The following is a 25,000-nucleotide window of genomic DNA, read 5'->3' as shown; positions in this document are numbered from 1 at the left end:
TGTTCATAGCTTGTCGAGGTTATGGAGCCTGGCAGGCTTTCGGAGTATCTCATTTAGGGAGAAAAACGTGGCACTTGATGTGTACACTGACCTGAACAAGGTCCGCAACATCGGTATTATGGCGCATATTGACGCCGGTAAGACCACTACTACTGAGCGCATCCTGTTCTACACCGGTATTAACCACAAAATCGGTGAGACTCACGATGGTGCGTCAACTATGGACTGGATGGCTCAGGAGCAGGAGCGAGGTATTACTATTACCTCCGCAGCTACTACCTGCTTCTGGAAAGGCAACCAGATCAATATTATCGACACCCCCGGTCACGTTGACTTCACCGTTGAGGTGGAGCGTTCGCTGCGCGTGCTTGACGGCGCTGTAGCGGTATTTGACGGTAAGGAAGGTGTTGAGCCTCAGTCTGAGACCGTGTGGCGTCAGGCTGATAAGTACGACGTTCCCCGCATCTGCTTCGTTAACAAGATGGACAAGATGGGTGCGGACTTCTACTTCACCGTTCAGACTATTATTGATCGTCTGGGCGCTAAGCCGATCGTTATTCAGCTACCCATTGGTGCTGAGAGCGATTTCGTTGGCGTGGTTGACCTGCTCGAAATGAAGGCATACGTATGGCCCGGCGACTCTAAGGGCGACGTGACCATGGGGGCAGAGTACGAGACTCGGGAGATCCCTGCTGACCTGCAGGCTAAGGCTGAAGAGTACCGCGCAGAGCTGATCGAGGCTGTTGCCGAGTCCAGCGAGGAACTTATGGAGAAGTACCTCGAAGGTGAAGAACTCACGATTGATGAGCTCAAGGCTGGTATTCGCCAGCTGACCATCAACGGCGAGGCATTCCCCGTGCTCTGCGGTTCCGCATTCAAGAACCGTGGTGTTCAGCCCATGCTGGATGCTGTGATCGACTACCTGCCTTCCCCGCTGGATGTTCCCGACGTTGAGGGATCCAACCCCGCCGATGAGGAAGAGAAACTGTCTCGTAAGGCTTCCGTTGATGAGCCTTTCGCGGCCCTGGCTTTCAAGGTTGCAGCTCACCCGTTCTATGGTCAGCTCACCTATACCCGCGTGTACTCTGGGCACGCGGCTCAGGGTCAGCAGGTTCTTAACTCGACTAAGGGTAAGAAGGAACGTCTCGGTAAGCTCTTCCAGATGCACTCCAACAAGGAGAACCCGGTTGAGGAAATTACCGCAGGTCACATTTATGCGGCGATCGGTCTGAAGGATACGACTACCGGTGATACTCTGTGCGATCCTGCAAACCCGATCGTGCTTGAGTCGATGACCTTCCCCGCTCCCGTGATCTTCGTGGCAATTGAGCCTAAGACCAAGGGCGACCAGGAGAAGATGTCGACCGCAATTCAGAAGCTCTCCGCTGAGGATCCCACCTTCACCGTGTCGCTGAACGAAGAGACCGGTCAGACCGAGATCGGCGGTATGGGTGAGCTTCACTTGGACATCATTGTTGACCGTATGAAGCGTGAGTTCAAGGTTGAGGCTAACGTTGGTAAGCCTCAGGTTGCATACCGCGAGACTATCAAGAAGACCGTTGAGAAGGTCGACTACACCCACAAGAAGCAGACCGGTGGTTCCGGTCAGTTCGCGAAGGTGCAGGTTTCCTTCGAGCCGCTGCCTCTGGATGGCGAGGAACTGTATGAGTTTGAGGATAAGGTGACCGGTGGTCGCGTGCCTCGCGAGTACATTCCTTCTGTCGACGCTGGTATTCAGGACGCTATGAAGTTTGGTGTTCTGGCCGGTTATCCGATGGTCGGCGTGAAAGCAACCCTGATCGACGGTGCCTACCACGATGTCGATTCCTCTGAAATGGCGTTCAAGATCGCTGGTTCTATGGTCTTCAAGGAAGGCGCTAAGCGCGCTAACCCTGTCCTGCTGGAACCGCTGATGGACGTTGAGGTGCGTACCCCCGAGGAGTACATGGGCGACGTTATTGGCGACCTGAACTCTCGTCGTGGTCACGTGCGTTCCATGGAGGATGCATCCGGCGTCAAGATCGTCAAGGCTCTCGTACCGTTGACCGAGATGTTCGGCTACATTGGCGACCTGCGTGGTAAGACCCAGGGTCGTGCAGTGTTCTCGATGGCATTCGACAGCTACGGCGAGGTTCCCAAGAACGTCGCTGACGAGATCATTCAGAAGAGCCGCGGCGAGTAATTTCCCGTCTCTTCTCTGAGGGTCGCGGGTTGAGATGCCCGTGACCCCTCACTAAAATTTTTAAATAAAAATCCACCATTGAAGGCATGGACAGTTTCATCTCTGCCGCGTAATCCGCTATTCTAGACGCTAGACCGTTTTTTGCGGGTTGCGCCGGAGCGAAGATCCGGGTGCATGTTTTCAATACGTTCTAGGAGGAACACTCTTGGCTAAGGCTAAGTTCGAGCGCTCCAAGCCTCACGTTAACGTCGGTACCATTGGTCACGTTGACCACGGTAAGACCACCCTGACCGCTGCTATCTCCAAGGTTCTGGCTGACAAGTACCCGGACCTGAACGAACAGCGCGACTTCGGTATGATCGACAGCGCTCCTGAGGAGCGCCAGCGCGGTATTACCATTAACATCGCTCACATTGAGTACCAGACTGAGAAGCGTCACTACGCACACGTTGACGCTCCCGGTCACGCTGACTACGTCAAGAACATGATTACCGGTGCTGCACAGATGGACGGCGCAATCCTCGTGGTTGCTGCTACCGACGGTCCCATGGCGCAGACCCGTGAGCACGTGCTGCTCGCTCGCCAGGTTGGCGTTCCCACCCTGCTGGTGGCACTGAACAAGGCTGACATGGTTGATGACGAAGAGCTTCTCGACCTCGTCGAGATGGAGGTTCGTGACCTCCTCTCCTCGCAGGAGTTCGACGGTGATGACGCTCCCGTGATCCGCGTGTCTGCTCTGAAGGCTCTCGAAGGTGACCCCGAGTGGGTTGCTAAGGTCGAGGAGCTTATGGAAGCAGTTGACACCTACATTCCGGATCCGGTTCGTGAGACCGACAAGCCCTTCCTTATGCCCATTGAGGACGTCTTCACCATTACCGGTCGCGGTACCGTTGTGACCGGTCGTGCAGAGCGCGGTACCCTGAAGATCAACTCTGAGGTTGAGATCGTTGGTATCCGCCCCATCCAGAAGACCACCGTGACCGGTATCGAGATGTTCCACAAGCAGCTCGACGAAGCATGGGCAGGCGAGAACTGTGGTCTGCTTCTGCGTGGTCTCAAGCGTGACGATGTTGAGCGTGGTCAGGTTGTTGTGGAGCCGGGTTCCATCACCCCCCACACCGAGTTCGAGGCAAACGTCTACATCCTCTCCAAGGATGAGGGCGGCCGTCACAACCCGTTCTACTCGAACTACCGTCCTCAGTTCTACTTCCGTACCACTGACGTGACCGGTGTTATTAAGCTGCCCGAGGGCACCGAGATGGTTATGCCCGGTGACAACACCGAGATGACCGTTGAGCTGATCCAGCCCATCGCTATGGAAGAGGGCCTCGGCTTCGCTATCCGTGAGGGTGGCCGCACCGTTGGTTCGGGCCGCGTTACCAAGATCATCAAGTAATTGCCGTAGCAACGACAATTCGCTGATGATGCGTTGAACAGTTTGATCTTTCAACGCTAGCGATTTTAGAAGTCCCCCTGCATCATTGAATGCAGGGGGACTTCTACGTTTAACACTCCGCAGTCCTGGAGAGAGGGTGCTTCTATGAGCGATAGTTTATGTTTGGCATCTAACCCCAGTGGCAGTACACCCCCTGACCATAAGCACGGCTGGGGAGGGCGTGCCAGGGTGGATTGGGCACCTTCTTTTAGCGTGTCCTGCTTGGGCAGGCTTTTCTAGAACACGCTAAAAGGCAACGGGGTAAATAGTCCGGGATTGCATTACTTCACTTTACCCGTGCCTCCCTTATCCTCTCCATAAAAAGAGTCTTGATAGTGAATGAAGCAAAGTTTCCAATGCTTTGTTCACCATCACGGCTCTTTTGTAGGAGCTAGAACATCAGGAATATTCTAGGCTTGACTATTTCCGTTCGGATTGTTGTGCTGTTGTGAATATCCAGGATACTGTGCCTGACTATTGGGCTGGTTATAGCCTTGGTAAGGTTGCTGCCCTGCCCATGGAGCCTGTCCGTAAGGTGCGGATGCGCCATTCGGAGGAACGAATCCGGCAGGCGCGCCCTGATACGGGTTCTGCGGAAGAATGGGAGCCTGCTTATCCGCTGAAGGCCCCTGATCGCGAGCCAGCAAACGCCATACAACACCAGCAATGAGAAGTACCGAGATAATCATAAGCGTGAGCGGGTTGAGCCCGTTAAGTAGAAGCGCAAGATCTACCGTAACAAGAGCCGCGCTGACAAATACCCAGATACGGTCAAGAACAACGCTGACGAGTGCAGTCAGGAGAATGCCCAAGAGCATGATGACCGCACCTTGCTGAAGGTAACCAGTGCCCCATGCCATGATGGTGAGGAGCCCCTGTAATCCTATAGCCGTGTAGAGCAACGCCGCAGAGATACCCTGCTGAGCGGGGCGTTTCTCGATGAGGTTTCGGAGTATCTTAGAAGCCACGACAGCAAGCAGAATGAGGATCGCAGCTTCCAAAAGGCTCTGGAAGAACCCTGTCACCGAGAAATCCAGAAGAATTCGTGTAGTAAATGCCACCGGCGCGGCAACGATGGCTGTTGGCAGCATGCGCTTAGTGCTGACGGAAGCAAAGCTCAAAGCTGTAAGACCCCACAGCAGAGCGCTCTGTACCATATCTTCGGAAGCAATCGAAGCAAAAGTCCAGAAGGCGATAGCTATGATCGCCGGAACCATCAAAAAGGTGTTGTGCGGGCCGTAGAATCGGGTGCTGTCATTGCGCTGAGAAACCAAATAGTTTTTCGAGGATCGGGTAGGCCCGTGGAGCGGAAGTTGAATAACCTTTGCTGAGTTCTCCAACTGCACGTTGAGAGGCTGAAGCGAATCATACTTGCCGGGGATCTCGCGCTTCAGCAGGGTTGTTAGACCGTAGAGGACCGCACCGCATAGGGTAGCGGCAAGACCCTGGTAGATAACATATTCAGAGAACCGTGCATGATTGAGGTTCAGCATATGATTGGTAACGGTATAACCTGTCAAAAGCAACGCGATAGAGGCGCATACTCGGAGCATAGCCAGGTTTGCTGCTTCCCCGAGCCCCCACAGCACTAGAACAGCAAGGGGGCAGAAGATGGCGGTGAACAGAGCGTTGTCTGAGTACACAAAGGGAGCAATGAAACCGGGCAGGCACGCTGTGTAGAAGATAATGTAAAACACAGTTCGTTCGCGTGGCTGGCGGCGAGTCATGTACAGAATTCCACTCAGCAGACCTTGAATAAGGAGCAGCCCAGAGGCAGTGAGGAACACCTGATCAGAGGCAATGCTATTGGAAGCCCACAGCACAATGACTGACCACAACATCGGGAACCTAGACGTCATAAACATAATATGACGTTCCGAGGTTTCTTGAGGAATAATGTAAGACATTCCAAACATATAGATGCTGGTCAGAACCAGAACCCCGACTGCCCACCAGTCCCCAGTGGGGAAGAGGTAGTTCATCGATGTTGCTGCAACGCCTAAACCGCATAACGTGAGATAGATGCAGATGAGAGGCACAATCTTTTGATCTTTATACGCGCTCGATGCTCGGAGCGTCAAGAAGCCAAGAGCCAGAACCGCGAGAAGAGCGACAACATAGAGCGAGGTATCAAGGGGTGGGTCAACAACCTCGCGGGGAGTCCACGTGAAGATCGAACGCAGCAGAAAGAATACAACTGCCATGACAAGGTACACCAGAATTTCCCGGAAGGCTGTCAGAGAACGTTTCTGGGGTAGCATCTCGTAACGGAGCGCGGCGAACAACCCAAGAGCGGTAATGGTGAGAGCACCTGCTAGGAGGATACCTCGTACGCCCCATCCGAGCTGAAGCGTAAAGAGCAGGTGCATGGTACCTAGGAAGAGGAATATCTTCGTTGTACTCGATACAAGGAGCTGAGGCAGCTGAAGCTTGCGGGCGGTAAGCATGAGAATGCCCGCTGTTACGAAGTACAGGTAGAAAGCGGATTCGTGCTGGCCTAGCAACATTAGGCTTAACCCACTGCTTATTCCAGTGATCAGGTATACGTACTCCTGAGCAAGAAGATATTTGCGGTAGGCAACAATAATACCCACGCAAAGCACAGCAAATACCCATGCACGCGGAAAGGTAACACCGTCTAGATGTACAAGCAGCATAAATTCTAGCCCAGTTGGGAAAGAATTTATATTGGTCAGAAGTACATGTGGCATTTCGATAAAAGTGACGAATGCAGCAAAAATAATGCTTATATAGGTATCAATCCGAACATCCCAGCGCATGATGGGATGCTTAGGTAGATTCGCTTTCATTTCACGCTGCATAAGGGGGTACCCTCCCAAGACTGCGAGAAGGTGCAGCGCATATAGGCCCATGAGGACAACTATGACGGTAATGGGCCTCTCTAAGCCCCAGCCGAAACTGATCAGGGCGATGAACGGGTAGAGGCGAGCCTGAACGTAGTAGTCAAGCTTGTGTTCCAGAGCGGTAAAGACGAAAGCGTGAGCCGACATAACGGAGAAGACTATGCCCATATCAGAGCTGCTCATCTGCGGTATAAAGAAGAGCACAACGACCGCTGTGACGGGAACGAAAATACGGGAGGATTCTAAAAGACCCTCACGCAAACCGGTAGGTACAAGGCGCGAATTCAGGCGTATGAGCAGGCCCAGGATAATGGCGAGTACCGTGAGCGCGACGAAGTACCACACAAAGGGGAGAGCGGCTACGTTCGTGGCGGCAAGCGCATCCGAGACGAAGAAAGAAATAAGAACATAAGCCATCACCCTGTTGCGCATAAAAGAGCAGGCCAGAATAATCGCAGCTGTGCCAACGAGTGAGACCAGCAGCCAGATGAGGCTTCCGTCATTCCAAAGTCCCAGAACATAGGTTGCGATACCGGTAAGGGGTAAAAGTGCTAAACCTGTGGCGGTGAATGAGTAGGATGCGATGCGCAAACGTACCACGGTTTTGTAGGTAATAAGACCTGCGCTGTAGAAAAGTAAACTACCTAATCCTAGGCCAGCTACACGAAGAATAACGCTGGTCCTATCCTGCGAGGTGATCGAAGTGATGAACAGCGCCGCAGAACCGATGAGGAGCAATGAGCCCAAGTAAAGCAAGACATTGAGGAAAAGATCTTCGGCACGGCGGCGTGTCAAAGAACGGGTGGTCTGCTGGGGAGCCTGCATCGTTGCCTGTGATGGATCAGAATACCACGTTGTTTGTGGGTTTTGGCCCTGCCAAGGCATCTGTGCCTGAGGGTATGAATACCCGGCTGGTGTCTGAGGAGACTGCCCTGAACCCTGTGGCTGAGTGCCGGAGGGGAATTCGTGGTTGGGGGTAGACATGATATTTACTCCTTTAATGATTTACCTATTTTCACCATAGACGAATGCGGAGCATAGATTCTTTGATTTGATGCTTTATTCGGCATAGAGGTTTCTGGAAAAAGAATGAGAGAATCCTGAGTGTGAAATAACCGCATTTTAAGGATCAATTCTGGTTTTCGAGATTTCCTCTTGATAAATTCTCTGGACACTCAAACGATATGAAAAAATAAAATAATGAACCTCAGCATGAGAGTCAGGCAGGACTGCGAAGCAAAGGCATGTATCCTTGCCAGTAATTGTGTTTTTAACAACAACCTTTGAATCTGCTTGCGTGAGATGGTGAGTTTTGAGAGAATGGACGACGTTGTAAAAGCGTTTATCTGTTCTAGATAAGCCCACATATGACCCGGTCCGAGGAATGAAGGGACGAGTCTGTCTTACGGCAGGCGACACGCCCGAGTTCGGGGGTCGGTGCCCATGCGGGGTGAGGAACCCGGTTTCACCGGATTCAGTCCGTGGTGGGCGGCGCACGTGATGAATATATCGCGTTCCTTAAGCGCCATGATAAGGGGCACAAGCTCCGATACAGGGAATACATCAAGAAAGAGAGTCCGACAGATGGCGGGACAGAAAATCCGCATCCGTCTGAAGTCCTATGATCACGAGGTCATTGATTCTTCGGCACGGAAAATCGTCGAAACGGTAAAGGGTGCAGGCGCAACTGTGGTTGGCCCCGTGCCGTTGCCGACCGAGAAGAACGTATACTGCGTTATTCGTTCTCCCCATAAGTACAAGGACAGCCGCGAGCACTTCGAGATGCGTACGCACAAGCGTCTGATCGACGTTGTTGATCCGACCCCTAAGGCTGTTGATGCCCTCATGCGTCTTGACCTGCCGGCAGACGTGAACATCGAGATCAAGCTGTAGAGGATCGCATCTCATGACTAACAAATTCGAGCGCCAGGTGAAGGGTCTGCTGGGTACTAAACTTGGCATGACTCAGGTCTGGGACGAGGACGGCAAAGTTGTGCCGGTGACCGTCGTCAAGGCCGATTCTAACGTTATTACTCAGATCCGTAACCAGGAAACTGACGGCTACCACGCTGTGCAGATCGGTTTCGGTTCCATCGATTCTCGCAAGGTTACCAAGCCTCTGGCTGGTCACTTCGAGAAGGCCGGTGTTACTCCCCGTCGTCACCTCGTCGAACTGCGCACCGCAGACGCTGCTGAGTATTCCCTCGGTCAGGAATTGACCGTTGAGATGTTCGAGCCCGGTCAGAAGGTAGACGTCGTTGGCAAGACCAAGGGTAAGGGTTTCGCAGGTGTTATGAAGCGTCACGGCTTCAAGGGTGTTGGCGCATCGCACGGTCAGCACAAGAACCACCGTAAGCCCGGTTCCATTGGTGGTGCATCCTATCCCGCACGCGTGTTCAAGGGTATGCGCATGGCTGGCCGTATGGGCGCAGCTCGTCACACCACTTTGAACCTGACTATCCAGGGTGTGGACGCAGAGAACAATGTCCTGCTGATCAAGGGTGCAATCCCCGGTCCTAAGGGCGGCGTTGTTCTGGTTCGTACCGCTGTGAAGGGAGCCTAGTACATCATGGCTGTCAAAACCCTTAAGGTAGATCTGCCCGCAGAGATTTTCGACGCGCAGGCATCCGTACCCCTGCTGCACCAGGTTGTCGTTGCACAGCTTGCTGCCGCACGTCAGGGTACACATAAGACCAAGAACCGTGGTGAAGTTTCCGGTGCAGGTCGCAAGCCCTTCAAGCAGAAGGGTACCGGTAATGCACGTCAGGGCTCCATCCGCGCTCCGCATATGACCGGTGGTGGCGTGGTGCACGGTCCGACCCCGCGTAACTACGCACAGCGCACCCCCAAGAAGATGATCGCCGCAGCACTGCGTGGCGCTCTCTCTGACCGCGCTCGTCACGACCGCATCCACGTGGTGGAGAACTTCATCTCTGGTGAGACTCCCTCGACTAAGGCTGCTAAGGCTGCATTCGCAGAGCTTACCGATCGCAAGAATGTTCTGTTCGTTATCGATCGTGCAGAGGATGTGCTGGCACTGTCCGCACGTAACCTGCAGAAAGTTCACGTGCTCTACGCAGATCAGCTCAACACCTACGATGTGCTGGTTTCGGATGATGTAGTCTTCACCAAGGCGGCATACGACGCATTCGTAGCTGCTAATCAGAAGAAGGAGGGCGCTAAGTAATGAGCGTTTCCACCAAGTCTGTGTACGACGTAATTATCGCTCCTGTTGTTTCTGAAAAGAGCTATGGACAGATCGACGAAGACAAATACACTTTCGAGGTCGCTCCGGACTCAAACAAGCTTGAAATCAAGCAGGCTATCGAAACAATCTGGGACGTCAAGGTTGCTTCCATCAATACTATGAACCGTAAGGGAAAGCGGAAGCGCACCCGTTTCGGTTGGGGCTCTCGTAAGGACACCAAACGTGCCATCGTGACCCTCAAGGAAGGCCGTATCGACATCTTCGGCGGTCCGCAGGCATAAGGCTCGCGGAGACCACTTTAACGAAGGAAAGAAATATCTCACATGGGTATTCGTAAGTATAAGCCGACGACCCCGGGTCGCCGCGGTTCGAGCGTTGCTGATTTCGTTGAAATCACCCGCTCCACCCCGGAAAAGTCCCTGCTTCGTCCGCTTCACAAGACCGGCGGCCGTAACAACACCGGTCGTATCACCACTCGTCATAAGGGTGGCGGACACAAGCGTCAGTACCGTCTGATCGACTTCCGCCGTCACGATAAAGACGGGGTGAATGCACGCGTTGCGCACATCGAGTACGATCCAAACCGTACCGCACGCATCGCACTTCTGCACTACTTCGATGGTTCTAAGCGCTACATTATCGCTCCGAACAGGCTCTCTCAGGGCGACATCGTCGAGTCTGGCCCTTCAGCCGACATCAAGCCCGGCAACAACCTGCCCCTGCGTAACATCCCCGTAGGTACCGTGCTCCACTGTGTTGAGCTCCGTCCCGGTGGTGGCGCAAAGCTGGCACGTTCCGCTGGTGCTTCGGTTCAGCTGGTTGCTAAGGAAGGCAAGTACGGTCAGCTCCGTCTGCCCTCCGGCGAAATCCGTAACGTGGATGTTCGCTGCCGTGCAACCGTGGGCGAGGTTGGCAACGCAGAGCAGTCCAACATCAACTGGGGTAAGGCAGGCCGCAACCGCTGGAAGGGCATCCGTCCGACCGTTCGCGGTGTGGTTATGAACCCGGTTGACCACCCGCATGGTGGTGGTGAGGGTAAGACCTCCGGTGGTCGTCACCCGGTTAACCCCAACGGTAAGCCCGAGGGCCGCACTCGTCGTCCCAATAAGGAAAGCGACAAGCTCATCGTTCGTCGCCGTCGTACTGGCAAGAAGCGCTAAGGAGCCTGACACATGCCTCGTAGTTTGAAGAAGGGCCCTTTCGTTGATCAGCACCTCTACCTGAAGGTAGCGGCTCAGAACGAGAAGGGCACCAAGAATGTTATTAAGACTTGGTCCCGTCGCTCGATGATTATTCCCGATATGCTCGGGCACACCATCGCAGTGTACGACGGACGCAAGCACGTACCGGTATTCATTACCGAGTCGATGGTTGGGCACAAGCTCGGCGAGTTTGCACCCACCCGCACTTTCCGCAGCCATGTGAAGGACGACCGTAAGGGTAAGCGTCGCTAATCGGATAATCCGATCAGTTACGTTTCCTTTTCGGCATAAGACGAAAGAGAGATAGGCAATGGAAGCCAAGGCATCAGCGCGTTTTGTTCGCGTTACGCCTATGAAGGCCCGCCGTGTCGTCAACCTGATCCGTGGTAAGCAAGCGGAAGAGGCTCTGGCGATTCTGAAATTCGCACCCCAGGGTGCTTCAGAACCGGTATATAAAATCGTTGCTTCGGCAGTAGCAAACGCTCGCCAGAAGGCGACCCAGGAAGGTCTGCCGTTCCGCGAGGAAGAGCTGTTCATCAGCGAAGCATTCGTGAATGAAGGTCCGACCATGAAGCGCATTCAGCCCCGCGCGCAGGGTCGTGCATCCCGTATCAATAAGCGCACCAGCCACATCACCGTGGTAGTTGCTACCCCGGAGAAGGAGGAGGACCGCTAAATGGGTCAGAAAATTCACCCGAACGGTTTCCGACTGGGCATTACCACCGAGCACGTCTCCAAGTGGTTCGCTGATTCCAACAAGCCCGGCGAGCGTTACGCAGACTTCGTTCGCGAAGATGTGAAGATCCGCGAGCTTTTGGCAAAGAACCTGGATCGTGCGGGCGTTGCAAAGGTTGAGATTGAGCGTACCCGTGACCGTGTGCGTGTGGATATCCACACCGCGCGTCCCGGTATCGTCATCGGCCGCCGTGGCGCTGAAGCAGACCGCATCCGTGGCGAGCTTGAGAAACTGACCGGCAAGCAGATTCAGCTGAACATTCTTGAGGTTTCTAACCCCGATCTGTCAGCTCAGCTGGTTGCTCAGAGCATTGCAGAACAGCTTGCAGCGCGTGTTGCATTCCGCCGTGCTATGAAGAAGGCAATCCAGTCCGCACAGCGTGCAGGGGCAAAGGGTATTCGTATCCAGTGCTCCGGTCGCTTGGGCGGTGCTGAAATGTCCCGTTCCGAGTTCTATCGTGAAGGTCGTGTGCCCCTGCACACCCTGCGTGCGAACATCGATTACGGTTTCTTCGAAGCCAAGACTACCTTCGGTCGTATTGGTGTGAAGGTCTGGATCTACAAGGGCGACTTGACCGACAAGGAACTGGCAGCTCAGCAGGCAGCTAACAACCGTCGCGGCAACCGCCGTGATGGTGATCGCCGCCGCTCCGGTGGCCGTGGTCCCCGTCGTGAACGCCGCAACGAGAATGCTTCGGCAAACACCGAAGCCAAGACTGCAGAGAACGGTGAGGCATAAATGCTTATTCCCCGTCGAGTAAAGTTCCGTAAGCAGCACCACCCCAAGCGTCATGGTCTTGCAAAGGGCGGCACCGAGGTTAGCTTCGGTGAATGGGGCATTCAGGCTCTTTCGCCCGCATATGTGACCAACCGTCAGATTGAGGCTGCACGTATTGCAATGACCCGTCACATCAAGCGTGGCGGTAAGGTCTGGATTAACATTTACCCGGACCGTCCGTTGACCAAGAAGCCTGCCGAAACTCGTATGGGTTCTGGTAAGGGTTCACCCGAGTGGTGGGTTGCTAATGTTAAGCCCGGTCGAGTCATGTTTGAGATCGCCGGTGTATCCGAAGAGGTGGCTCGCGAGGCACTGCGCCTGGCAATCCACAAACTCCCGATGAAGGCACGTGTTGTGCGTCGCGAAGGTGGTGAATAAGCGAGATGGCAGTTGGATCCAAGGATCTGAGCATCGATAAGCTCGCAGAGCTCTCCAACGAAGAGCTGGCTGCAAAGCTGAGCGAATCGAAGAAGGAACTCTTCAACATCCGTTTCCAGGAAGTCACCGGTCAGGCTAACGCTGGTCGTCGCCGCACCATCAAGCGTGATATCGCACGTATCTACACCGTGCTGCGTGAGCGCGAGCTCGGTATTCGTCCCGCAACCGAAGGTGAGTCCAAGTGAGTGAAGTAAAGAACGAAGAGCGCGGCTACCGTAAGTCCCGCCGCGGCTACGTTGTCTCCGACAAGATGGACAAGACCGTTGTCGTCGAGGTCGAGGATCGCGTGAAGCACGCACTCTACGGTAAGGTTATGCGCCGTAGTTCCAAGATCAAGGCACACGACGAGCAGAATGTCTGCGGTGTTGGTGACTATGTTCTGTTGGCAGAGACCCGTCCGCTATCCGCTACCAAGCGTTGGCGTGTCGTGGAGATCCTAGAGAAAGCTAAGTAAGCGCCTAGGACTCTGCTTGAGCACTATACGAGGTAGGGCCTCTTCCCCATAATTCCGTGGGGGAGAGGCCCTACCTCTATGTTCTATACGTCTCTTATATGAAAGATGTACAGATGATGAAACGAAATATGTTCACAGTACTTTATGAAAACTTTACTTTTTGAATATGGTTGAAAATCCGCTCTAGTATTGCTTACTATCGAAGGTACGCTTACTAAGTAAAACCTATATTTGACGTGGTTTCGCTGATTAGTGAGCCTCTAGGGCGTTATGCCCTCCGACACACTGCATACTGAGGAACACAGACATGACTCCTTCATCTAATCACGGCGTATCTCGACCCACGCAGAGAGCACTAGCGTCTGCTGGAACCGTATCGCTTGTGGTGGCATCGTTAAGCGCGATACCTGCATCGTTTGCTAATGAGCAACAGCCCGCTCCCCACGACAACAGTTCTGGTTGTCGTAATATTGCGATCACCGCTGATCGATACCAGGGGCTTCCGGGCGAATATCAGCTGGCATATTCCGACTACACCCGGAACCTTTATACAACATTCTCAAATGGACGTCCGCCCGTTTACACCGGTGGTGTTGGAGTGTGGACAACCTACGGCGAAATCCCAACCCTCGATGAAGTTATGCTGCCGGGAACCGTAGATTTTGTACCTAGCGGGCAGACCGAAGCGACAAGTAAGCAACTTGCTTCTCCTGACGGTATTGCGATTGATGATGCACACGGTACCATCTGGGTAACCCAGACTCGTACCAACTCGGTAACCGTGTACGATCTGTACACCAAGAAGGAACTGTGGACCAGCTACGATGCGCAGAATCCGGAAAACGGGTCTGTATCGCGTCCTCGTGAGGTTAAGGTTGATGCGAAGTCAGGGAAAGCATTCGTATCTGGTTCTGGCGGCGTTACTGTGTTTGACCTGAAGAGCCACCGGGTTATTCAGAAAATCAACTTTACGAGCTCCGACGGCTCTGCTGATACGGGTATGAATATGGAGCTGGATTCCGAAGGCGGTCGCCTCTACGTACCTTCGCTGAATTCGGGAACGTTGAAGGTTATTAATACCGAAACTCTCGCCGTCGAGCAGACTATCGAGCTGCATAAAGAAGTGGCGGACGCGCAGCTGCGTCCCTCCGACGTAACGATTGATAAGTCCTTGGGCGAAATCTATGTTTCGTCCCAGGGCGATATGGACCGCGAGACGAAAGTTTCTAAGGGGAACTCTGGTATCACGGTTTACGACTTAAAGACGGGCGAGTACAAGAAGAGCATTGATTTCGGGAAACAGACGCTGGCGATTACTGCCGACGAAGAGCATGACGTGGTTTATGCTACCGATTTTGCTACCGGAAAGATCGGCGTTATTGATGGCCGTACCGGCTCCATCACGCATGAGGTGAGCACGGGTGCAGAAGGCGGAGCTAACGACGTTCTCGTAACCCCCGAAGGCGAAGTCTACGCGGTTGTCAGAGACAAGTTTGCTGATAACGTGACGACGGGGTACACGCTGGATCCCACCACCGGTAAATTTAAAGAGGCGGCAAGCACTGAACCCAAGGGTGAGAACGGTGCAGATACTCCGATCACGGTAAATTCCCTTGTCAAGATTACTCCGACGTTTACTGCTGTTCCAAACATTCCTCAGTGCGATCCCGTGCAGACTCAGCAGGTTGTCGCCACGACTTCAACAGCAGGTGCTGTATATCCTAGGGGCACCAGCACTGCTCCCTCACAAACCTCTAATGGCGATACCCCCGTTTTCTCGGATGTTCCTGAAGGTTCTCCCTTTTACGCCGATATTCAGTGGTTGGCGCATCAGCGGCTTTCTTTTGGGTGGGCTGATGGTACCTATCACCCCCAGCAGCCGGTAGATCGTGGGGCTATGGCAGCATATTTTTACCGCATGGCGGGCTCTCCTGAGGTAGCACTTCCTGAGACCTCACCTTTTAAAGATGTCGATTCGTCACATCCTTTCTATAAAGAGATTGTGTGGATGTCTCAACAGGGCATTACAACCGGATATGAGGATGGATCCTACCGTCCCAATGCATCGGTAAATCGTGGAGCGATGGCGGCTTTCTTCTTCCGTTATGCGAAGGTGACAAACTATGAGGCACCGCAGACTCCTCAGTTCAAGGATGTCGATCGCAATAATCCGTTCTACCGCGAGATTTCCTGGTTTAAAGACCAGCACATCACGACTGGCTGGGGTGACGGCACTTTCCGTCCGAACGAGCCTATCCAGCGTGCTGCGATGGCAGCTTTCATCCACCGATTCGCCGTCAAATAAATAAGAGGCGACACAAGCGAATACGTGGTTACTGAGGCGGTGCTTACCCCATGGTCGTGGGGTGGGCGCCGTCTTGTTACTGTTATTTGGAGTACTTGAGATGGATTCATTGCTTAAGTGAATGTGGGCATGAGAAAACCATGATCTTGAGTGAGTACCGCTGCTATTTTGCCTAAATAGTAGAGAATAACGCCGCGACCTTCGACGGTGGCGGCGTTATTTGACAGTTAAAAGCGGTTCGGCTCCTGCAGACGGACTAGCAAGGAATATGGGACCCAAGAAATCTGTCTGATAAGAGCCGAACCTGTAAAATGACGCAAGCGTCTTAACCATTATGATGCAAACTGTTAGATTTTGCATCATGTTCGCGAGTAAAAGAGAAAAAATCTTGTTAATTCATGAAGTTATCTACCTTTATATCCGTAATGTGTCTAATATGCAGGTACACGAGTCTTAAGCGTCATGAGCCAGTTTCATTCAGGAAGTACAGAGCTGCGGGTGTTTTATAGATTATGTTGCGTTATGGTGCTGGTAGGAACTTACCTAAGGGGAACCTGAAGGGTCTGACAGTGATACTCCTGATGCGACGGTTTCGGTAACCCGCAAGATGGTGCCATCCAGCGGATACCCCCGCACTGTCTTCTAATAATCTGAGAATGTGTGCATTGAAGCCCGGTATGATGCGCTATGCCTCACGATAAATCCTTTGAAATATCAGGAAAATTCCGGTAAAGTTTTAAGACTGTGTGGCTATACCCAGATATAGTCTCATAACCACGGGTTTCTCGTGCCAGTGCATAATGCCGCTATAACGGGTGGATACGCCCGCTTACGCGGGTCCAAATGCTCCTGGCATGGGTTACCCCAGGCGTTTCCGCTAACCCGTGCATCCTTATGATGCTGTGGGCCCGGGGCGTCAATCAATCCCGTAAAAATGTTCCGCAAGGCTGGCTCGCGCCTGAAGGCGAGTCGGAACCGGCGAGACGACAGGAGAAATATGATTCAGCAGGAGTCGCGACTGAAGGTCGCCGATAACACTGGTGCGAAGGAAATCCTGACCATCCGTGTGCTTGGTGGTTCCTCGCGTCGCTACGCAGGCATCGGCGATATTATCGTCGCAACCGTCAAGGATGCAATTCCTGGCGGCACTGTTAAAAAGGGTGACGTTGTGAAAGCAGTCGTCGTCCGTACCAAGAAGGCAACCCGTCGCGCAGACGGATCCTACATCAAGTTCGACGAGAACTCAGCAGTTATTCTGAAGAACACTGATGGTGATCCCCGTGGTACCCGTATCTTTGGTCCCGTTGGTCGTGAACTTCGCGATAAGAAGTTCATGAAGATTGTTTCGCTGGCTCCGGAGGTGCTCTAACTTATGGCTAAGATCAAGTCCGGCGACCTGGTTCAGGTTATTTCCGGTGCAGACAAGGGTAAGCAGGGCAAAGTTCTGAAGGTTATCCCCAAGGAAAACCGCGTGATTGTTGAGGGCGTTAAGGTCGTCACCAAGCACACCAAGGCAAACCCCGTAACCGGCGCAGCAGGCGGTATTCAGAAGGTGGAGGCACCGATTCACGTTTCGAACGTGGCAATCGTTGATCCTGAGACCGAGAAGCCGACCCGTGTTGGTTTCCGCGAAGAGACTGTAGAGCGTAATGGCAAGCAGCGTACCGTTCGCGTGCGCGTTGCTAAGCGTTCGGGGAAGGATATCTAATGAGCGAGACCAAGATTACCCCCCGCTTTAAGACCAAGTACGCTGAGGTTGTCGTTCCCGCGCTGCAGGAAGAGTTCAAATACCAGAACGTCATGCAGACCCCGAAGTTCGTTAAGGTCGTCGTAAATATGGGTGTTGGCGAGGCAGCTCGCGATGCAAAGCTCATGGACGGCGCTATCCGCGATCTCACCGCTATTACCGGTCAGAAGCCGGTTGTAACCCGTGCCAAGAAATCCATCGCACAGTTCAAACTGCGTGAAGGCATGCCAATCGGCGCACACGTTACCCTGCGTGGCGACCGCATGTGGGAGTTCCTGGACCGCCTGGTTACCCTGGCTTTGCCCCGTATCCGCGATTTCCGCGGTCTTTCCGATCGCCAGTTCGACGGTAACGGCAACTACACCTTCGGCCTCACCGAGCAGTCCATGTTCCACGAAATCGATCAGGATTCGATCGACCGCGTGCGTGGTATGGATATTACCGTGGTGACCAGCGCCAAGACCGACGATGAAGGCCGTGCCATGCTGAAGGCACTGGGCTTCCCGTTCAAGACCAACTAACGACTACGTTGCAGGTCCAGAGTCTGTTACCGCAGATTAGGGAAACCACAACGAGGAAGGGCTACAGCCCAAAATGACTATGACTGATCCGGTCGCAGATATGCTGACCCGTTTGCGCAACGCAAACTCCGCATACCACGACACCGTATCTATGCCCTACTCGAAGCTCAAGGCTCGCATCGCCGAGATCCTGAAGGCTGAGGGCTACATTGCCGATGTTAAGGAAGAGGAAGCAAAGGTTGGCAAGACCCTGACCCTCGTTCTTAAGTACGGTCCGTCCCGCGAGCGTTCCATCGCTGGCGTGCGTCGTATTTCCAAGCCGGGCCTGCGTACCTACGCAAAGTCCACGAACCTGCCTCGGGTTCTGGGTGGTCTCGGTACCGCTATTCTGTCCACCTCCTCGGGCCTGCTCACTGATAAGCAGGCTGCGAAGAAGGGTGTGGGCGGCGAAGTTCTCGCCTACATCTGGTAGTCGGTTAGAAGAGAAAGGAAGAGAAGAATGTCACGTATTGGACGTCTCCCCATCTCGGTTCCAGCCGGCGTTGAGGTAAAGGTCGATGGCAACCTGGTGACCGTTAAAGGTTCCAAGGGTGAGCTGAGCCACCAGGTGGCTTCCCCCATTACTGTTGCTCTAAACGACAATGAAATCGCGGTATCGCGCCCGAACGACGAGCGTGTTTCTCGCTCTCTGCATGGTCTGACTCGTACCCTGATTCAGAACATGATTATCGGTGTGACCAACGGCTACGAGAAGAAGCTGGAAATTGTTGGTACCGGTTACCGTGTGACCGCGAAGGGTAACGACCTGGAATTCGCTCTAGGTTACTCCCACCCGATTAGCGTCTCTGCACCCGAAGGTGTTTCCTTCGCCGTGGAAGGCGCTAACAAGCTGACCATTTCGGGTATCGATAAGCAGCTCGTCGGTCAGGTTGCAGCAAACATTCGTGGTCTGCGTAAGCCCGATCCCTATAAGGGCAAGGGTGTTCGCTACGCAGGTGAGCACATCCGCCGCAAGGTCGGAAAGGCTGGTAAGTAAACATGGCTATCAAGTCGAAGGCATCGCAGCGTGCACGCCGTCACGCTCGCATCCGCAAGTATGTTTCGGGTACCGCTGCGCGTCCGCGCCTGTGCGTCACCCGTTCGAGCCGTCACATGTTCGTTCAGGTTATCGACGATGTCAAGGGTGTGACCCTGGCATCCGCCTCCACTATGGAAGCAGAGCTTCGTGCCGCAACCGATCTGGACAAGACCGCTAAAGCAAAGCGCGTTGGTGAGCTTGTAGCAGAGCGCGCTAAGGCAGCCGGTATTGAAACTGTCGTGTTTGACCGCGGCGGCAATAAATACCACGGTCGTGTTGCAGCAGTTGCTGATGGCGCACGTGAAGGAGGTCTGGCACTCTAATGAGCGAACAGAACGTAAAGGAAACTCAGGTGAGCGAAGCAGTAGCAGCTGAAACCGCTGAGACTTCCAAGCAGCGCGAAGAGCGCCGCAACAGCCGCGGCGAGCGTCGCGGTCGCGGTGATCGTAAGAACCGCGCACGCGAGGAGGAAAAAGATAAGTACATCGAGCGCGTGGTAACCATCAACCGTGTGTCCAAGGTCGTTAAGGGCGGTCGTCGCTTCAGCTTCACCGCTCTGGTAGTTGTCGGTGACGGCAACGGTATGGTCGGCGTTGGCTACGGCAAGGCTAAGGAAGTTCCAGCAGCTATTGCCAAGGGTGTTGAGGAAGCTAAGAAGAACTTCTTCCGTGTACCTCGCATCGAGAACCGCACCATTCCCCACCGCGTACAGGGTGAGGAAGCAGCAGGCGTTGTGATGCTCCGCCCGGCAACCGCTGGTACCGGTGTGATCGCTGGTGGTCCGGTGCGTGCAGTGCTCGAAGCAGCAGGTATCCATGATGTGCTGTCGAAGTCTCTCGGTTCCTCGAACCAGATCAACATTGTTCACGCAACCGTTGCAGCACTCAAGCAACTGGAAGAGCCTCTGGCAGTTGCAGCCCGTCGTGGTCTGCCCAACGATGAGGTTATCCCCAGCTACCTGCGCAACACCAAGTCCGATAAGGCAGGTGCGTAATGGCTAAGCGTATTCAGCCCAGCGACGCAAAGCTGGAAATTACCCAGGTTAAATCCTATGTTGGTCAGAAGCAGAATATGCGCGACACCCTACGTTCCCTCGGTCTGAAGCGCCCGGGCAACAAGGTAGTGCGCACTGCCGACCCCGTCACCGTTGGCATGGTTAACACCGTTGCTCACCTGGTGAAGGTTGAGGAGGTCAAGTAAGATGGCAGACGCTATCAAGATTCACGATCTGCGCCCGGCACCGGGTGCCCACAAGGCAAAGACCCGCGTAGGCCGCGGTGAAGGCTCCAAGGGTAAGACCGCAGGTCGCGGTACCAAAGGTACCAAGGCTCGTTACCAGGTTCGTCCAGGCTTCGAGGGCGGTCAACTTCCGTTGCACATGCGCCTGCCGAAGCTGCGCGGATTCAAGAACCCGTTCCGTACCGAGTACCAGGTTGTTAACCTGAAGCGCATTCAGGAACTGTTCCCCGAAGGTGGCGAGGTCACCGTCGAGGCCCTAGTCGCTAAGGGCGCCGTTCGTAAGAACGAGCTTGTGAAGGTTCTGGGCGACGGCGACATCACCGTTAAGGTGAACGTTGTGGTTGATAAGGCTTCTGCATCCGCAATCTCTAAGATTGAGGCGGCAGGCGGTTCTGTAACCGTTAAGTAGTCTTCAGACTCACTAGATGGCTCCCGCACATGAGGCGGGGGCCATCTTCTTTGAGCAGCAAGAGTCTGCATTAAAGCTTTTATGATGTATTTAACGTCTCAGAAATTCTAGAAAATTCATCTTAAATAACGCTCACAGAATACAAAATACACATATCTCGCGCCGTGGTTATCGACAACACCGGTGAACAGGCTAGACTGGAAGGTATGTGTTTAGCGTGTTCCTAACATCTGTGTTAGCGAATACATACCCCAAGATTTTCAGGAGGACATGTGCTTAGCGCGTTCGGGCGAGTCATTAAGACCGCCGACCTGCGACGTAAGCTGCTGTTTACCCTAGGCATGATTGTGCTGTACCGTATGGGCACCTTCATTCCCGCCCCCGGTATTTCCTACGGCACGGTTCAGCAGTGTCTTAACGCCAACCAAACTCACGGTGGCGCCTACGACATCATCAACCTGTTCAGCGGTGGTGCACTCCTACAGCTTTCTATCTTCGCGCTGGGCGTGATGCCCTACATTACGGCAAGCATTATTATTCAGCTGTTGCGCGTGGTCATTCCTCGTTTCCAAGAGCTACACGATGAAGGGGCTCAGGGACAGGCCAAACTCACTCAATATACCCGTTATCTCACTATCGCTCTTGCGCTTCTCAACGCGACCACGATTGTGTCTATGGCACGCTCTGGCGTGCTTCTGGGGAACTGCCCCGGTATTATCCCGCAAGACGATGTGCTGCACATCCTGGTTATTATCATTACTCTGTGTGCCGGTACCGGCGTCATCATGTGGATGGGCGAGCAGATTACTGAGCGCGGCGTAGGCAATGGCATGTCTTTGCTTATTTTCACCTCAATTGCTTCCTCGTTCCCGAATGCTCTGGGCTCCATCCTGGAACAGCAGGGTCCGTTCGTCTTCTGGTCCGTATGCCTTGTGGGCCTTGCCGTGATGCTTGCGGTGGTCTACGTGGAGCAGTCTGTACGCCGCGTTCCCGTGCAATACGCTAAACGCATGATTGGTCGCCGTACTATTGGCGGTACCAGCACCTATATTCCGCTCAAGGTCAATATGGCGGGCGTTATTCCCATCATCTTCGCCTCCTCACTGCTGACTTTGCCTGGTATTATCGCGCAGTTCAATACCCCACAAGGTGGCGCAGCACCCCCCGAATGGGTGAACTGGGTAAATACCTACCTTACGAGGGGCGATCATCCGCTGTATATCGCTCTGTACTTCCTGCTGATTCTTGGATTCACGTATTTCTATGTTGCGGTGACCTTCGATCCGGTCGAGGTTGCAGACAATATGAAGAAATATGGCGGCTTTATTCCGGGTGTTCGCGCGGGTAAGCCTACTGAACGTTACCTCAGCTATGTGCTAACCCGCATTACACTGCCGGGTTCGCTTTACCTCGCTGTGGTTTCCATGATTCCGCTTGTTGCGTTGGTTCTCTTCAACGCAAACCAGAACTTCCCGTTCGGCGGTGCATCGCTGCTGATCGTGGTGGGTGTTGGTCTTGATACTCTCAAGCAGGTCAGCGCCCAGCTTCAACAACGAAACTATGAAGGATTGCTTCGATGAACCGTCTTCTGATCATAGGCCCTCCCGGTGCCGGTAAAGGCACTCAGGCCGTCAAGATCGCTGAGGAGCTGAAGATTCCCGCGATTTCGACCGGCGATATTTTCCGGAAGAACATTAAGGAAGAGACCGAGCTCGGTAAGGAAGCGAAGTCGTATATTGACTCCGGCAACCTCGTGCCCGATTCCGTTACGAACAATATGGTGCGTGCTCGTCTCGACGAAGCCGATGCGGCACACGGTTTCCTTCTCGATGGATACCCCCGCAACATCGCTCAGGTTCACGAGCTTGATGCTATCCTTGCGGATAAAAACCAGCAGATTGATCGTGTACTTTTGCTCGTTGCAGATAATGACGAGCTTGTTGCCCGACTGCTCAACCGAGCTGCCGAGCAGGGGCGCACCGACGATAATGAAGAGGTCATTCGCCATCGCTTGAAGGTGTACGAAGAAGAGACCGCACCGCTGATCGCGAAGTATCGTGAACGCGGTATCGTCAAAGAGGTTGATGGTCTAGGTGAGATTGCCGACGTGACCGAACGTATTCTTAAAGCCCTATCTTAGGGCTATACATTATAAACTGCGCCTCCGTCATCGTGCGGGGGCGCAGTTGCATGAACGTATGCCGCAGCGATACTGATACGGCAATACTCTTATGGAGTCAGGGCGAGAAGGAATCTTCTATGGCACGTGTAGAGGTCAAAACTAATACCGAATTACACCACATGTCGCGCGCAGGCATTATAACCAGCCGTGCGTTGGATGCGGCAGTTGCGGCTGCAAAGCCCGGAGTAAGTACCGCAGAGCTCAATAAAGTTTTCGAGCGCAGTCTAGAAGAACAGGGCGGAATCTCGAACTTTTATGGTTATTATGACTACCCTGCAAGTATCTGCACCTCTGTGAATCATGAGGTGGTACATGGCATACCCGGTGACTATATCCTTCAAGACGGCGATATTATCTCTATCGATGGAGGCGCCTATATTATTGACCCGGCTACTAAGAAGCAGTGGCACGGCGATTCTGCACGAACTGTATTGGTTGGAAATACTTCACAGGCCCGCCGAGACCTATCCGATATAACCCGGGAAGCCCTCTGGCACGGTATCGCCGCCTTGTCGCACGCAAAGAAAATCGGCGAGGTTGGGATTGCGATCGAAGAATTCGTGCGCAGCGAAACCGGGGATACATACGGTATCATCGAAGACTATGTAGGCCACGGTATCGGTACCTACATGCATATGGCGCCCGACGTGCTGAACTACGCCGCCCGTGATCTCGGTCCAAAAATTAAACCTGGCATGGCATTTGCAATCGAACCCATGCTTGTAACGGGGAATACCGATACCACCGTACTTGAGGATGACTGGACAGTCATTACAACCGATGGATCGGATGCCTGCCAATGGGAGCACTCGGTTGCCGTGCATCGAGATGGCCTGTGGGTTCTAACCGCAGAAGATGGGGGAGCCTCTGAACTGGCACGCTTCGGCATTATCCCCGTACCGATTCCTAAGTAGCATCTGCCCATTTTGGGGTGTGCATCCTTGACAATCATCGAGCATCTATAACGCCCGAAGGAAAACTATGAGCGAAACTCTGACAGGCTGCACCGCAGCTTCAACCGATTCCACGTCGCGCTCCACCAAAGTACCCGTGGAGATTTCAAGCGTGCGCCCTGAACCGGGAAAAATTGCGCTCAAAGCACCCCGGCGAACAAAACCACCCAAGCATATTGCCGATTTTGATATGGCAGGGCGCCGTGAATTCATCAAGGAACTGGGATACCAACCCTTCCGTGCATCGCAGCTCTCAAAGCACTATTTCGAACGACTGGTTAACGATCCGGCGCAGATGACAGACCTGCCTGCTCAGGACCGTGACGAGATAGTATCCCGTGCAATGCCGCAGCTGCTAACTCCTGTGCGAACTCTAGAAGCTGACGGCGGGGATACCCTCAAAGTCGTACATCGTCTTTTCGATGGGGCGCTTATTGAATCGGTCATTATGCGGTATGACAACCGCGTCACCATGTGTATTTCCTCGCAGGCTGGATGCGGTATGAACTGCCCCTTTTGTGCCACCGGGCAGCAGGGGCTCACCCGCAATCTCTCGACCGCAGAAATCGTGGAGCAAGTAGTTGCTGGGGCACGATATCTGAAACAGATGAAGGGTCTTGACAAGGCCGATGGAGGGTCGGAAGATACCCGCCCGCTACGCGTCTCCAATATTGTATTTATGGGAATGGGCGAGGCGCTCGCAAACTATAAATCAACGATGGGCGCGGTGCACCGTCTGATCGATCCCGCTCCCGAGGGACTGGGTATCTCCGCGCGCGGACTTACGATGTCTACCGTGGGTTTGGTGCCCGGTATCCGCAAGTTTGAGCTGGAGAAACTGCCGATTACGCTTGCCCTCTCGCTGCACGCGCCGGATGATGAACTGCGCGATGAGCTTATTCCCATCAACCAGCGGTGGAAGGTTGATGAGACTCTGGATGCCGCATACGACTATTACCGCACGACCGGGCGGCGCATCTCAATTGAATATGCGCTTATTCGCGATATTAACGACCAGGGATGGCGCGCCGATTTGCTGGGGAAAAAGCTCGCGCAGCGCGGTCGCGGATGGGTGCATGTAAACCCTATTCCGTTGAATCCGACTCCTGGCTCAAAATGGACAGCATCGCGTAAGGGCGTGGAGCAGAATTTTGTGGAGCGTCTGCGGGCACACGGTATTCCAACGACAATTCGCGATACTCGCGGTTCTGATATTGATGGTGCATGTGGCCAGCTCGCTGCCAAAGAAGAAGAGTAGGGGCGCCTCATA

General features: G+C 53.8%; 28 protein-coding genes. 27 read left to right on the top strand and 1 reads right to left on the bottom strand.

The genetic code is table 11. The annotated features are described in order from the left end of the window. The first annotated feature begins 67 nt into the window (after nt 1–67). Together fusA and tuf are read left to right on the top strand one after the other, a co-directional pair. On the top strand, nt 68–2,182 hold the full coding sequence (gene fusA / locus HMPREF2804_RS04620; RefSeq protein ID WP_070627481.1) for an elongation factor G: 2,115 nt from the start codon (nt 68–70) through the stop codon (nt 2,180–2,182). Between the two features lie 205 nt (nt 2,183–2,387). After that, nucleotides 2,388–3,578, top strand: a complete 1,191-nt coding sequence (tuf, locus tag HMPREF2804_RS04615; RefSeq protein WP_004005289.1) for an elongation factor Tu — start codon at nt 2,388–2,390, stop codon at nt 3,576–3,578. Between the two features lie 449 nt (nt 3,579–4,027). Here the strand turns inward: tuf and HMPREF2804_RS04610 are convergent, their stop codons facing one another. Further along, the gene (locus HMPREF2804_RS04610; RefSeq protein WP_246824145.1) at nt 4,028–7,465 is read right to left on the bottom strand and encodes a hypothetical protein; all 3,438 of its coding nucleotides are present in this window, start codon (nt 7,463–7,465) and stop codon (nt 4,028–4,030) included. 600 nt (nt 7,466–8,065) lie between these two features. Between HMPREF2804_RS04610 and rpsJ the strand changes: the two genes are divergently transcribed. The 25 genes from rpsJ to rlmN all read left to right on the top strand — a co-directional run bounded on the left by rpsJ (nt 8,066) and on the right by rlmN (nt 24,988). Continuing rightward, on the top strand, nt 8,066–8,374 hold the full coding sequence (rpsJ, locus tag HMPREF2804_RS04605; RefSeq protein WP_004005287.1) for a 30S ribosomal protein S10: 309 nt from the start codon (nt 8,066–8,068) through the stop codon (nt 8,372–8,374). Nucleotides 8,375–8,387: 13 nt separating this feature from the next. Further along, the gene (gene rplC, locus HMPREF2804_RS04600; RefSeq protein ID WP_004005286.1) at nt 8,388–9,044 is read left to right on the top strand and encodes a 50S ribosomal protein L3; all 657 of its coding nucleotides are present in this window, start codon (nt 8,388–8,390) and stop codon (nt 9,042–9,044) included. A 6-nt stretch (nt 9,045–9,050) separates the two neighbouring features. Continuing rightward, nucleotides 9,051–9,668, top strand: a complete 618-nt coding sequence (gene rplD / locus HMPREF2804_RS04595) for a 50S ribosomal protein L4 (RefSeq protein WP_004005285.1) — start codon at nt 9,051–9,053, stop codon at nt 9,666–9,668. Further along, nucleotides 9,668–9,970 carry a 50S ribosomal protein L23 gene (gene rplW / locus HMPREF2804_RS04590; protein WP_004005284.1) on the top strand — a complete coding sequence of 101 codons (303 nt, stop codon included), beginning with the start codon at nt 9,668–9,670 and terminating at the stop codon, nt 9,968–9,970. Before rplD ends, rplW begins: the two co-directional genes overlap by 1 nt. Nucleotides 9,971–10,012: 42 nt before the next feature. After that, the gene (gene rplB, locus HMPREF2804_RS04585; RefSeq protein WP_004005283.1) at nt 10,013–10,849 is read left to right on the top strand and encodes a 50S ribosomal protein L2; all 837 of its coding nucleotides are present in this window, start codon (nt 10,013–10,015) and stop codon (nt 10,847–10,849) included. Nucleotides 10,850–10,861: 12 nt separating this feature from the next. Next, the gene (rpsS, locus tag HMPREF2804_RS04580) at nt 10,862–11,143 is read left to right on the top strand and encodes a 30S ribosomal protein S19 (RefSeq protein ID WP_004005282.1); all 282 of its coding nucleotides are present in this window, start codon (nt 10,862–10,864) and stop codon (nt 11,141–11,143) included. A gap of 58 nt (nt 11,144–11,201) precedes the next feature. Next, entirely contained in the window at nt 11,202–11,567 is a 366-nt protein-coding gene (gene rplV, locus HMPREF2804_RS04575; RefSeq protein ID WP_070627479.1) for a 50S ribosomal protein L22, read from the top strand. Further along, a complete protein-coding gene (gene rpsC / locus HMPREF2804_RS04570; RefSeq protein ID WP_004005280.1) occupies nt 11,568–12,365 on the top strand; it encodes a 30S ribosomal protein S3 in 798 nt (265 codons plus the stop codon). Next, on the top strand, nt 12,366–12,782 hold the full coding sequence (gene rplP, locus HMPREF2804_RS04565) for a 50S ribosomal protein L16 (protein WP_004005279.1): 417 nt from the start codon (nt 12,366–12,368) through the stop codon (nt 12,780–12,782). A 5-nt stretch (nt 12,783–12,787) separates the two neighbouring features. Beyond that, nucleotides 12,788–13,027 (top strand): 50S ribosomal protein L29, encoded by a 240-nt coding sequence (rpmC, locus tag HMPREF2804_RS04560; RefSeq protein ID WP_013397613.1) that lies wholly within the window; start codon nt 12,788–12,790, stop codon nt 13,025–13,027. Further along, nucleotides 13,024–13,296 (top strand): 30S ribosomal protein S17, encoded by a 273-nt coding sequence (gene rpsQ / locus HMPREF2804_RS04555; protein WP_004005278.1) that lies wholly within the window; start codon nt 13,024–13,026, stop codon nt 13,294–13,296. The genes rpmC and rpsQ overlap by 4 nt, the downstream gene beginning before the upstream one ends. A 307-nt stretch (nt 13,297–13,603) precedes the next feature. Continuing rightward, the gene (locus HMPREF2804_RS04550) at nt 13,604–15,601 is read left to right on the top strand and encodes an S-layer homology domain-containing protein (RefSeq protein ID WP_070627477.1); all 1,998 of its coding nucleotides are present in this window, start codon (nt 13,604–13,606) and stop codon (nt 15,599–15,601) included. A gap of 997 nt (nt 15,602–16,598) precedes the next feature. Further along, complete coding sequence (gene rplN, locus HMPREF2804_RS04545) at nt 16,599–16,970, top strand: 50S ribosomal protein L14 (RefSeq protein ID WP_004005276.1); 372 nt, start codon at nt 16,599–16,601, stop codon at nt 16,968–16,970. A 3-nt stretch (nt 16,971–16,973) separates the two neighbouring features. Continuing rightward, nucleotides 16,974–17,309 (top strand): 50S ribosomal protein L24, encoded by a 336-nt coding sequence (rplX, locus tag HMPREF2804_RS04540; protein ID WP_004005275.1) that lies wholly within the window; start codon nt 16,974–16,976, stop codon nt 17,307–17,309. Further along, entirely contained in the window at nt 17,309–17,869 is a 561-nt protein-coding gene (rplE, locus tag HMPREF2804_RS04535; RefSeq protein WP_004005274.1) for a 50S ribosomal protein L5, read from the top strand. Before rplX ends, rplE begins: the two co-directional genes overlap by 1 nt. A gap of 73 nt (nt 17,870–17,942) precedes the next feature. Further along, nucleotides 17,943–18,341, top strand: a complete 399-nt coding sequence (gene rpsH, locus HMPREF2804_RS04530; protein ID WP_004005273.1) for a 30S ribosomal protein S8 — start codon at nt 17,943–17,945, stop codon at nt 18,339–18,341. A gap of 27 nt (nt 18,342–18,368) precedes the next feature. Next, nucleotides 18,369–18,905, top strand: a complete 537-nt coding sequence (gene rplF, locus HMPREF2804_RS04525) for a 50S ribosomal protein L6 (protein WP_004005272.1) — start codon at nt 18,369–18,371, stop codon at nt 18,903–18,905. 2 nt (nt 18,906–18,907) lie between these two features. After that, on the top strand, nt 18,908–19,270 hold the full coding sequence (rplR, locus tag HMPREF2804_RS04520; protein WP_004005271.1) for a 50S ribosomal protein L18: 363 nt from the start codon (nt 18,908–18,910) through the stop codon (nt 19,268–19,270). A 29-nt stretch (nt 19,271–19,299) separates the two neighbouring features. Next, on the top strand, nt 19,300–19,941 hold the full coding sequence (gene rpsE, locus HMPREF2804_RS04515; protein WP_179291529.1) for a 30S ribosomal protein S5: 642 nt from the start codon (nt 19,300–19,302) through the stop codon (nt 19,939–19,941). Continuing rightward, on the top strand, nt 19,941–20,147 hold the full coding sequence (rpmD, locus tag HMPREF2804_RS04510; RefSeq protein ID WP_004005265.1) for a 50S ribosomal protein L30: 207 nt from the start codon (nt 19,941–19,943) through the stop codon (nt 20,145–20,147). The genes rpsE and rpmD overlap by 1 nt, the downstream gene beginning before the upstream one ends. 1 nt (nt 20,148) lies before the next feature. After that, complete coding sequence (gene rplO, locus HMPREF2804_RS04505) at nt 20,149–20,595, top strand: 50S ribosomal protein L15 (protein ID WP_013397609.1); 447 nt, start codon at nt 20,149–20,151, stop codon at nt 20,593–20,595. Nucleotides 20,596–20,867: 272 nt separating this feature from the next. Continuing rightward, a complete protein-coding gene (gene secY, locus HMPREF2804_RS04500; protein ID WP_013397608.1) occupies nt 20,868–22,175 on the top strand; it encodes a preprotein translocase subunit SecY in 1,308 nt (435 codons plus the stop codon). Next, nucleotides 22,172–22,735: an adenylate kinase gene (locus tag HMPREF2804_RS04495; protein WP_048754761.1), complete on the top strand. Its 564-nt coding sequence runs from the start codon at nt 22,172–22,174 to the stop codon at nt 22,733–22,735. Before secY ends, HMPREF2804_RS04495 begins: the two co-directional genes overlap by 4 nt. Before the next feature lie 119 nt (nt 22,736–22,854). Further along, a complete protein-coding gene (map, locus tag HMPREF2804_RS04490) occupies nt 22,855–23,691 on the top strand; it encodes a type I methionyl aminopeptidase (protein ID WP_070627475.1) in 837 nt (278 codons plus the stop codon). 67 nt (nt 23,692–23,758) lie between these two features. Next, a complete protein-coding gene (rlmN, locus tag HMPREF2804_RS04485; RefSeq protein ID WP_070627473.1) occupies nt 23,759–24,988 on the top strand; it encodes a 23S rRNA (adenine(2503)-C(2))-methyltransferase RlmN in 1,230 nt (409 codons plus the stop codon). Nucleotides 24,989–25,000 lie beyond the last annotated feature (12 nt).

The organism is Rothia sp. HMSC065G12, from assembly GCF_001811455.1.
In the GTDB taxonomy this organism is placed as follows: domain Bacteria; phylum Actinomycetota; class Actinomycetes; order Actinomycetales; family Micrococcaceae; genus Rothia; species Rothia dentocariosa.
The sequence above is the reverse complement of the archived record's forward strand: the minus strand, read 5'-3'. Positions and strand labels throughout refer to the sequence as shown.

What these genes read in the sequence shown, in the direction of transcription:
- rpsC (WP_004005280.1), top strand. Translation starts at nt 11,568, where the DNA reads ATGGGTCAGAAAATTCACCCGAACGGTTTCCGACTGGGCATTACCACC.
- rplP (WP_004005279.1), top strand. Translation starts at nt 12,366, where the DNA reads ATGCTTATTCCCCGTCGAGTAAAGTTCCGTAAGCAGCACCACCCCAAG.
- rlmN (WP_070627473.1), top strand. Translation starts at nt 23,759, where the DNA reads ATGAGCGAAACTCTGACAGGCTGCACCGCAGCTTCAACCGATTCCACG.
- rpsH (WP_004005273.1), top strand. Translation starts at nt 17,943, where the DNA reads ATGACTATGACTGATCCGGTCGCAGATATGCTGACCCGTTTGCGCAAC.
- rplC (WP_004005286.1), top strand. Translation starts at nt 8,388, where the DNA reads ATGACTAACAAATTCGAGCGCCAGGTGAAGGGTCTGCTGGGTACTAAA.
- rplV (WP_070627479.1), top strand. Translation starts at nt 11,202, where the DNA reads ATGGAAGCCAAGGCATCAGCGCGTTTTGTTCGCGTTACGCCTATGAAG.
- rplX (WP_004005275.1), top strand. Translation starts at nt 16,974, where the DNA reads ATGGCTAAGATCAAGTCCGGCGACCTGGTTCAGGTTATTTCCGGTGCA.
- rplE (WP_004005274.1), top strand. Translation starts at nt 17,309, where the DNA reads ATGAGCGAGACCAAGATTACCCCCCGCTTTAAGACCAAGTACGCTGAG.
- rplR (WP_004005271.1), top strand. Translation starts at nt 18,908, where the DNA reads ATGGCTATCAAGTCGAAGGCATCGCAGCGTGCACGCCGTCACGCTCGC.
- rplO (WP_013397609.1), top strand. Translation starts at nt 20,149, where the DNA reads ATGGCAGACGCTATCAAGATTCACGATCTGCGCCCGGCACCGGGTGCC.
- HMPREF2804_RS04550 (WP_070627477.1), top strand. Translation starts at nt 13,604, where the DNA reads ATGACTCCTTCATCTAATCACGGCGTATCTCGACCCACGCAGAGAGCA.
- rplW (WP_004005284.1), top strand. Translation starts at nt 9,668, where the DNA reads ATGAGCGTTTCCACCAAGTCTGTGTACGACGTAATTATCGCTCCTGTT.
- rpmC (WP_013397613.1), top strand. Translation starts at nt 12,788, where the DNA reads ATGGCAGTTGGATCCAAGGATCTGAGCATCGATAAGCTCGCAGAGCTC.
- rpsJ (WP_004005287.1), top strand. Translation starts at nt 8,066, where the DNA reads ATGGCGGGACAGAAAATCCGCATCCGTCTGAAGTCCTATGATCACGAG.
- rpsS (WP_004005282.1), top strand. Translation starts at nt 10,862, where the DNA reads ATGCCTCGTAGTTTGAAGAAGGGCCCTTTCGTTGATCAGCACCTCTAC.
- rplF (WP_004005272.1), top strand. Translation starts at nt 18,369, where the DNA reads ATGTCACGTATTGGACGTCTCCCCATCTCGGTTCCAGCCGGCGTTGAG.
- map (WP_070627475.1), top strand. Translation starts at nt 22,855, where the DNA reads ATGGCACGTGTAGAGGTCAAAACTAATACCGAATTACACCACATGTCG.
- HMPREF2804_RS04610 (WP_246824145.1), bottom strand. Translation starts at nt 7,465, where the DNA reads ATGTCTACCCCCAACCACGAATTCCCCTCCGGCACTCAGCCACAGGGT.
- rplB (WP_004005283.1), top strand. Translation starts at nt 10,013, where the DNA reads ATGGGTATTCGTAAGTATAAGCCGACGACCCCGGGTCGCCGCGGTTCG.
- rplN (WP_004005276.1), top strand. Translation starts at nt 16,599, where the DNA reads ATGATTCAGCAGGAGTCGCGACTGAAGGTCGCCGATAACACTGGTGCG.
- rplD (WP_004005285.1), top strand. Translation starts at nt 9,051, where the DNA reads ATGGCTGTCAAAACCCTTAAGGTAGATCTGCCCGCAGAGATTTTCGAC.
- HMPREF2804_RS04495 (WP_048754761.1), top strand. Translation starts at nt 22,172, where the DNA reads ATGAACCGTCTTCTGATCATAGGCCCTCCCGGTGCCGGTAAAGGCACT.
- rpmD (WP_004005265.1), top strand. Translation starts at nt 19,941, where the DNA reads ATGGCTAAGCGTATTCAGCCCAGCGACGCAAAGCTGGAAATTACCCAG.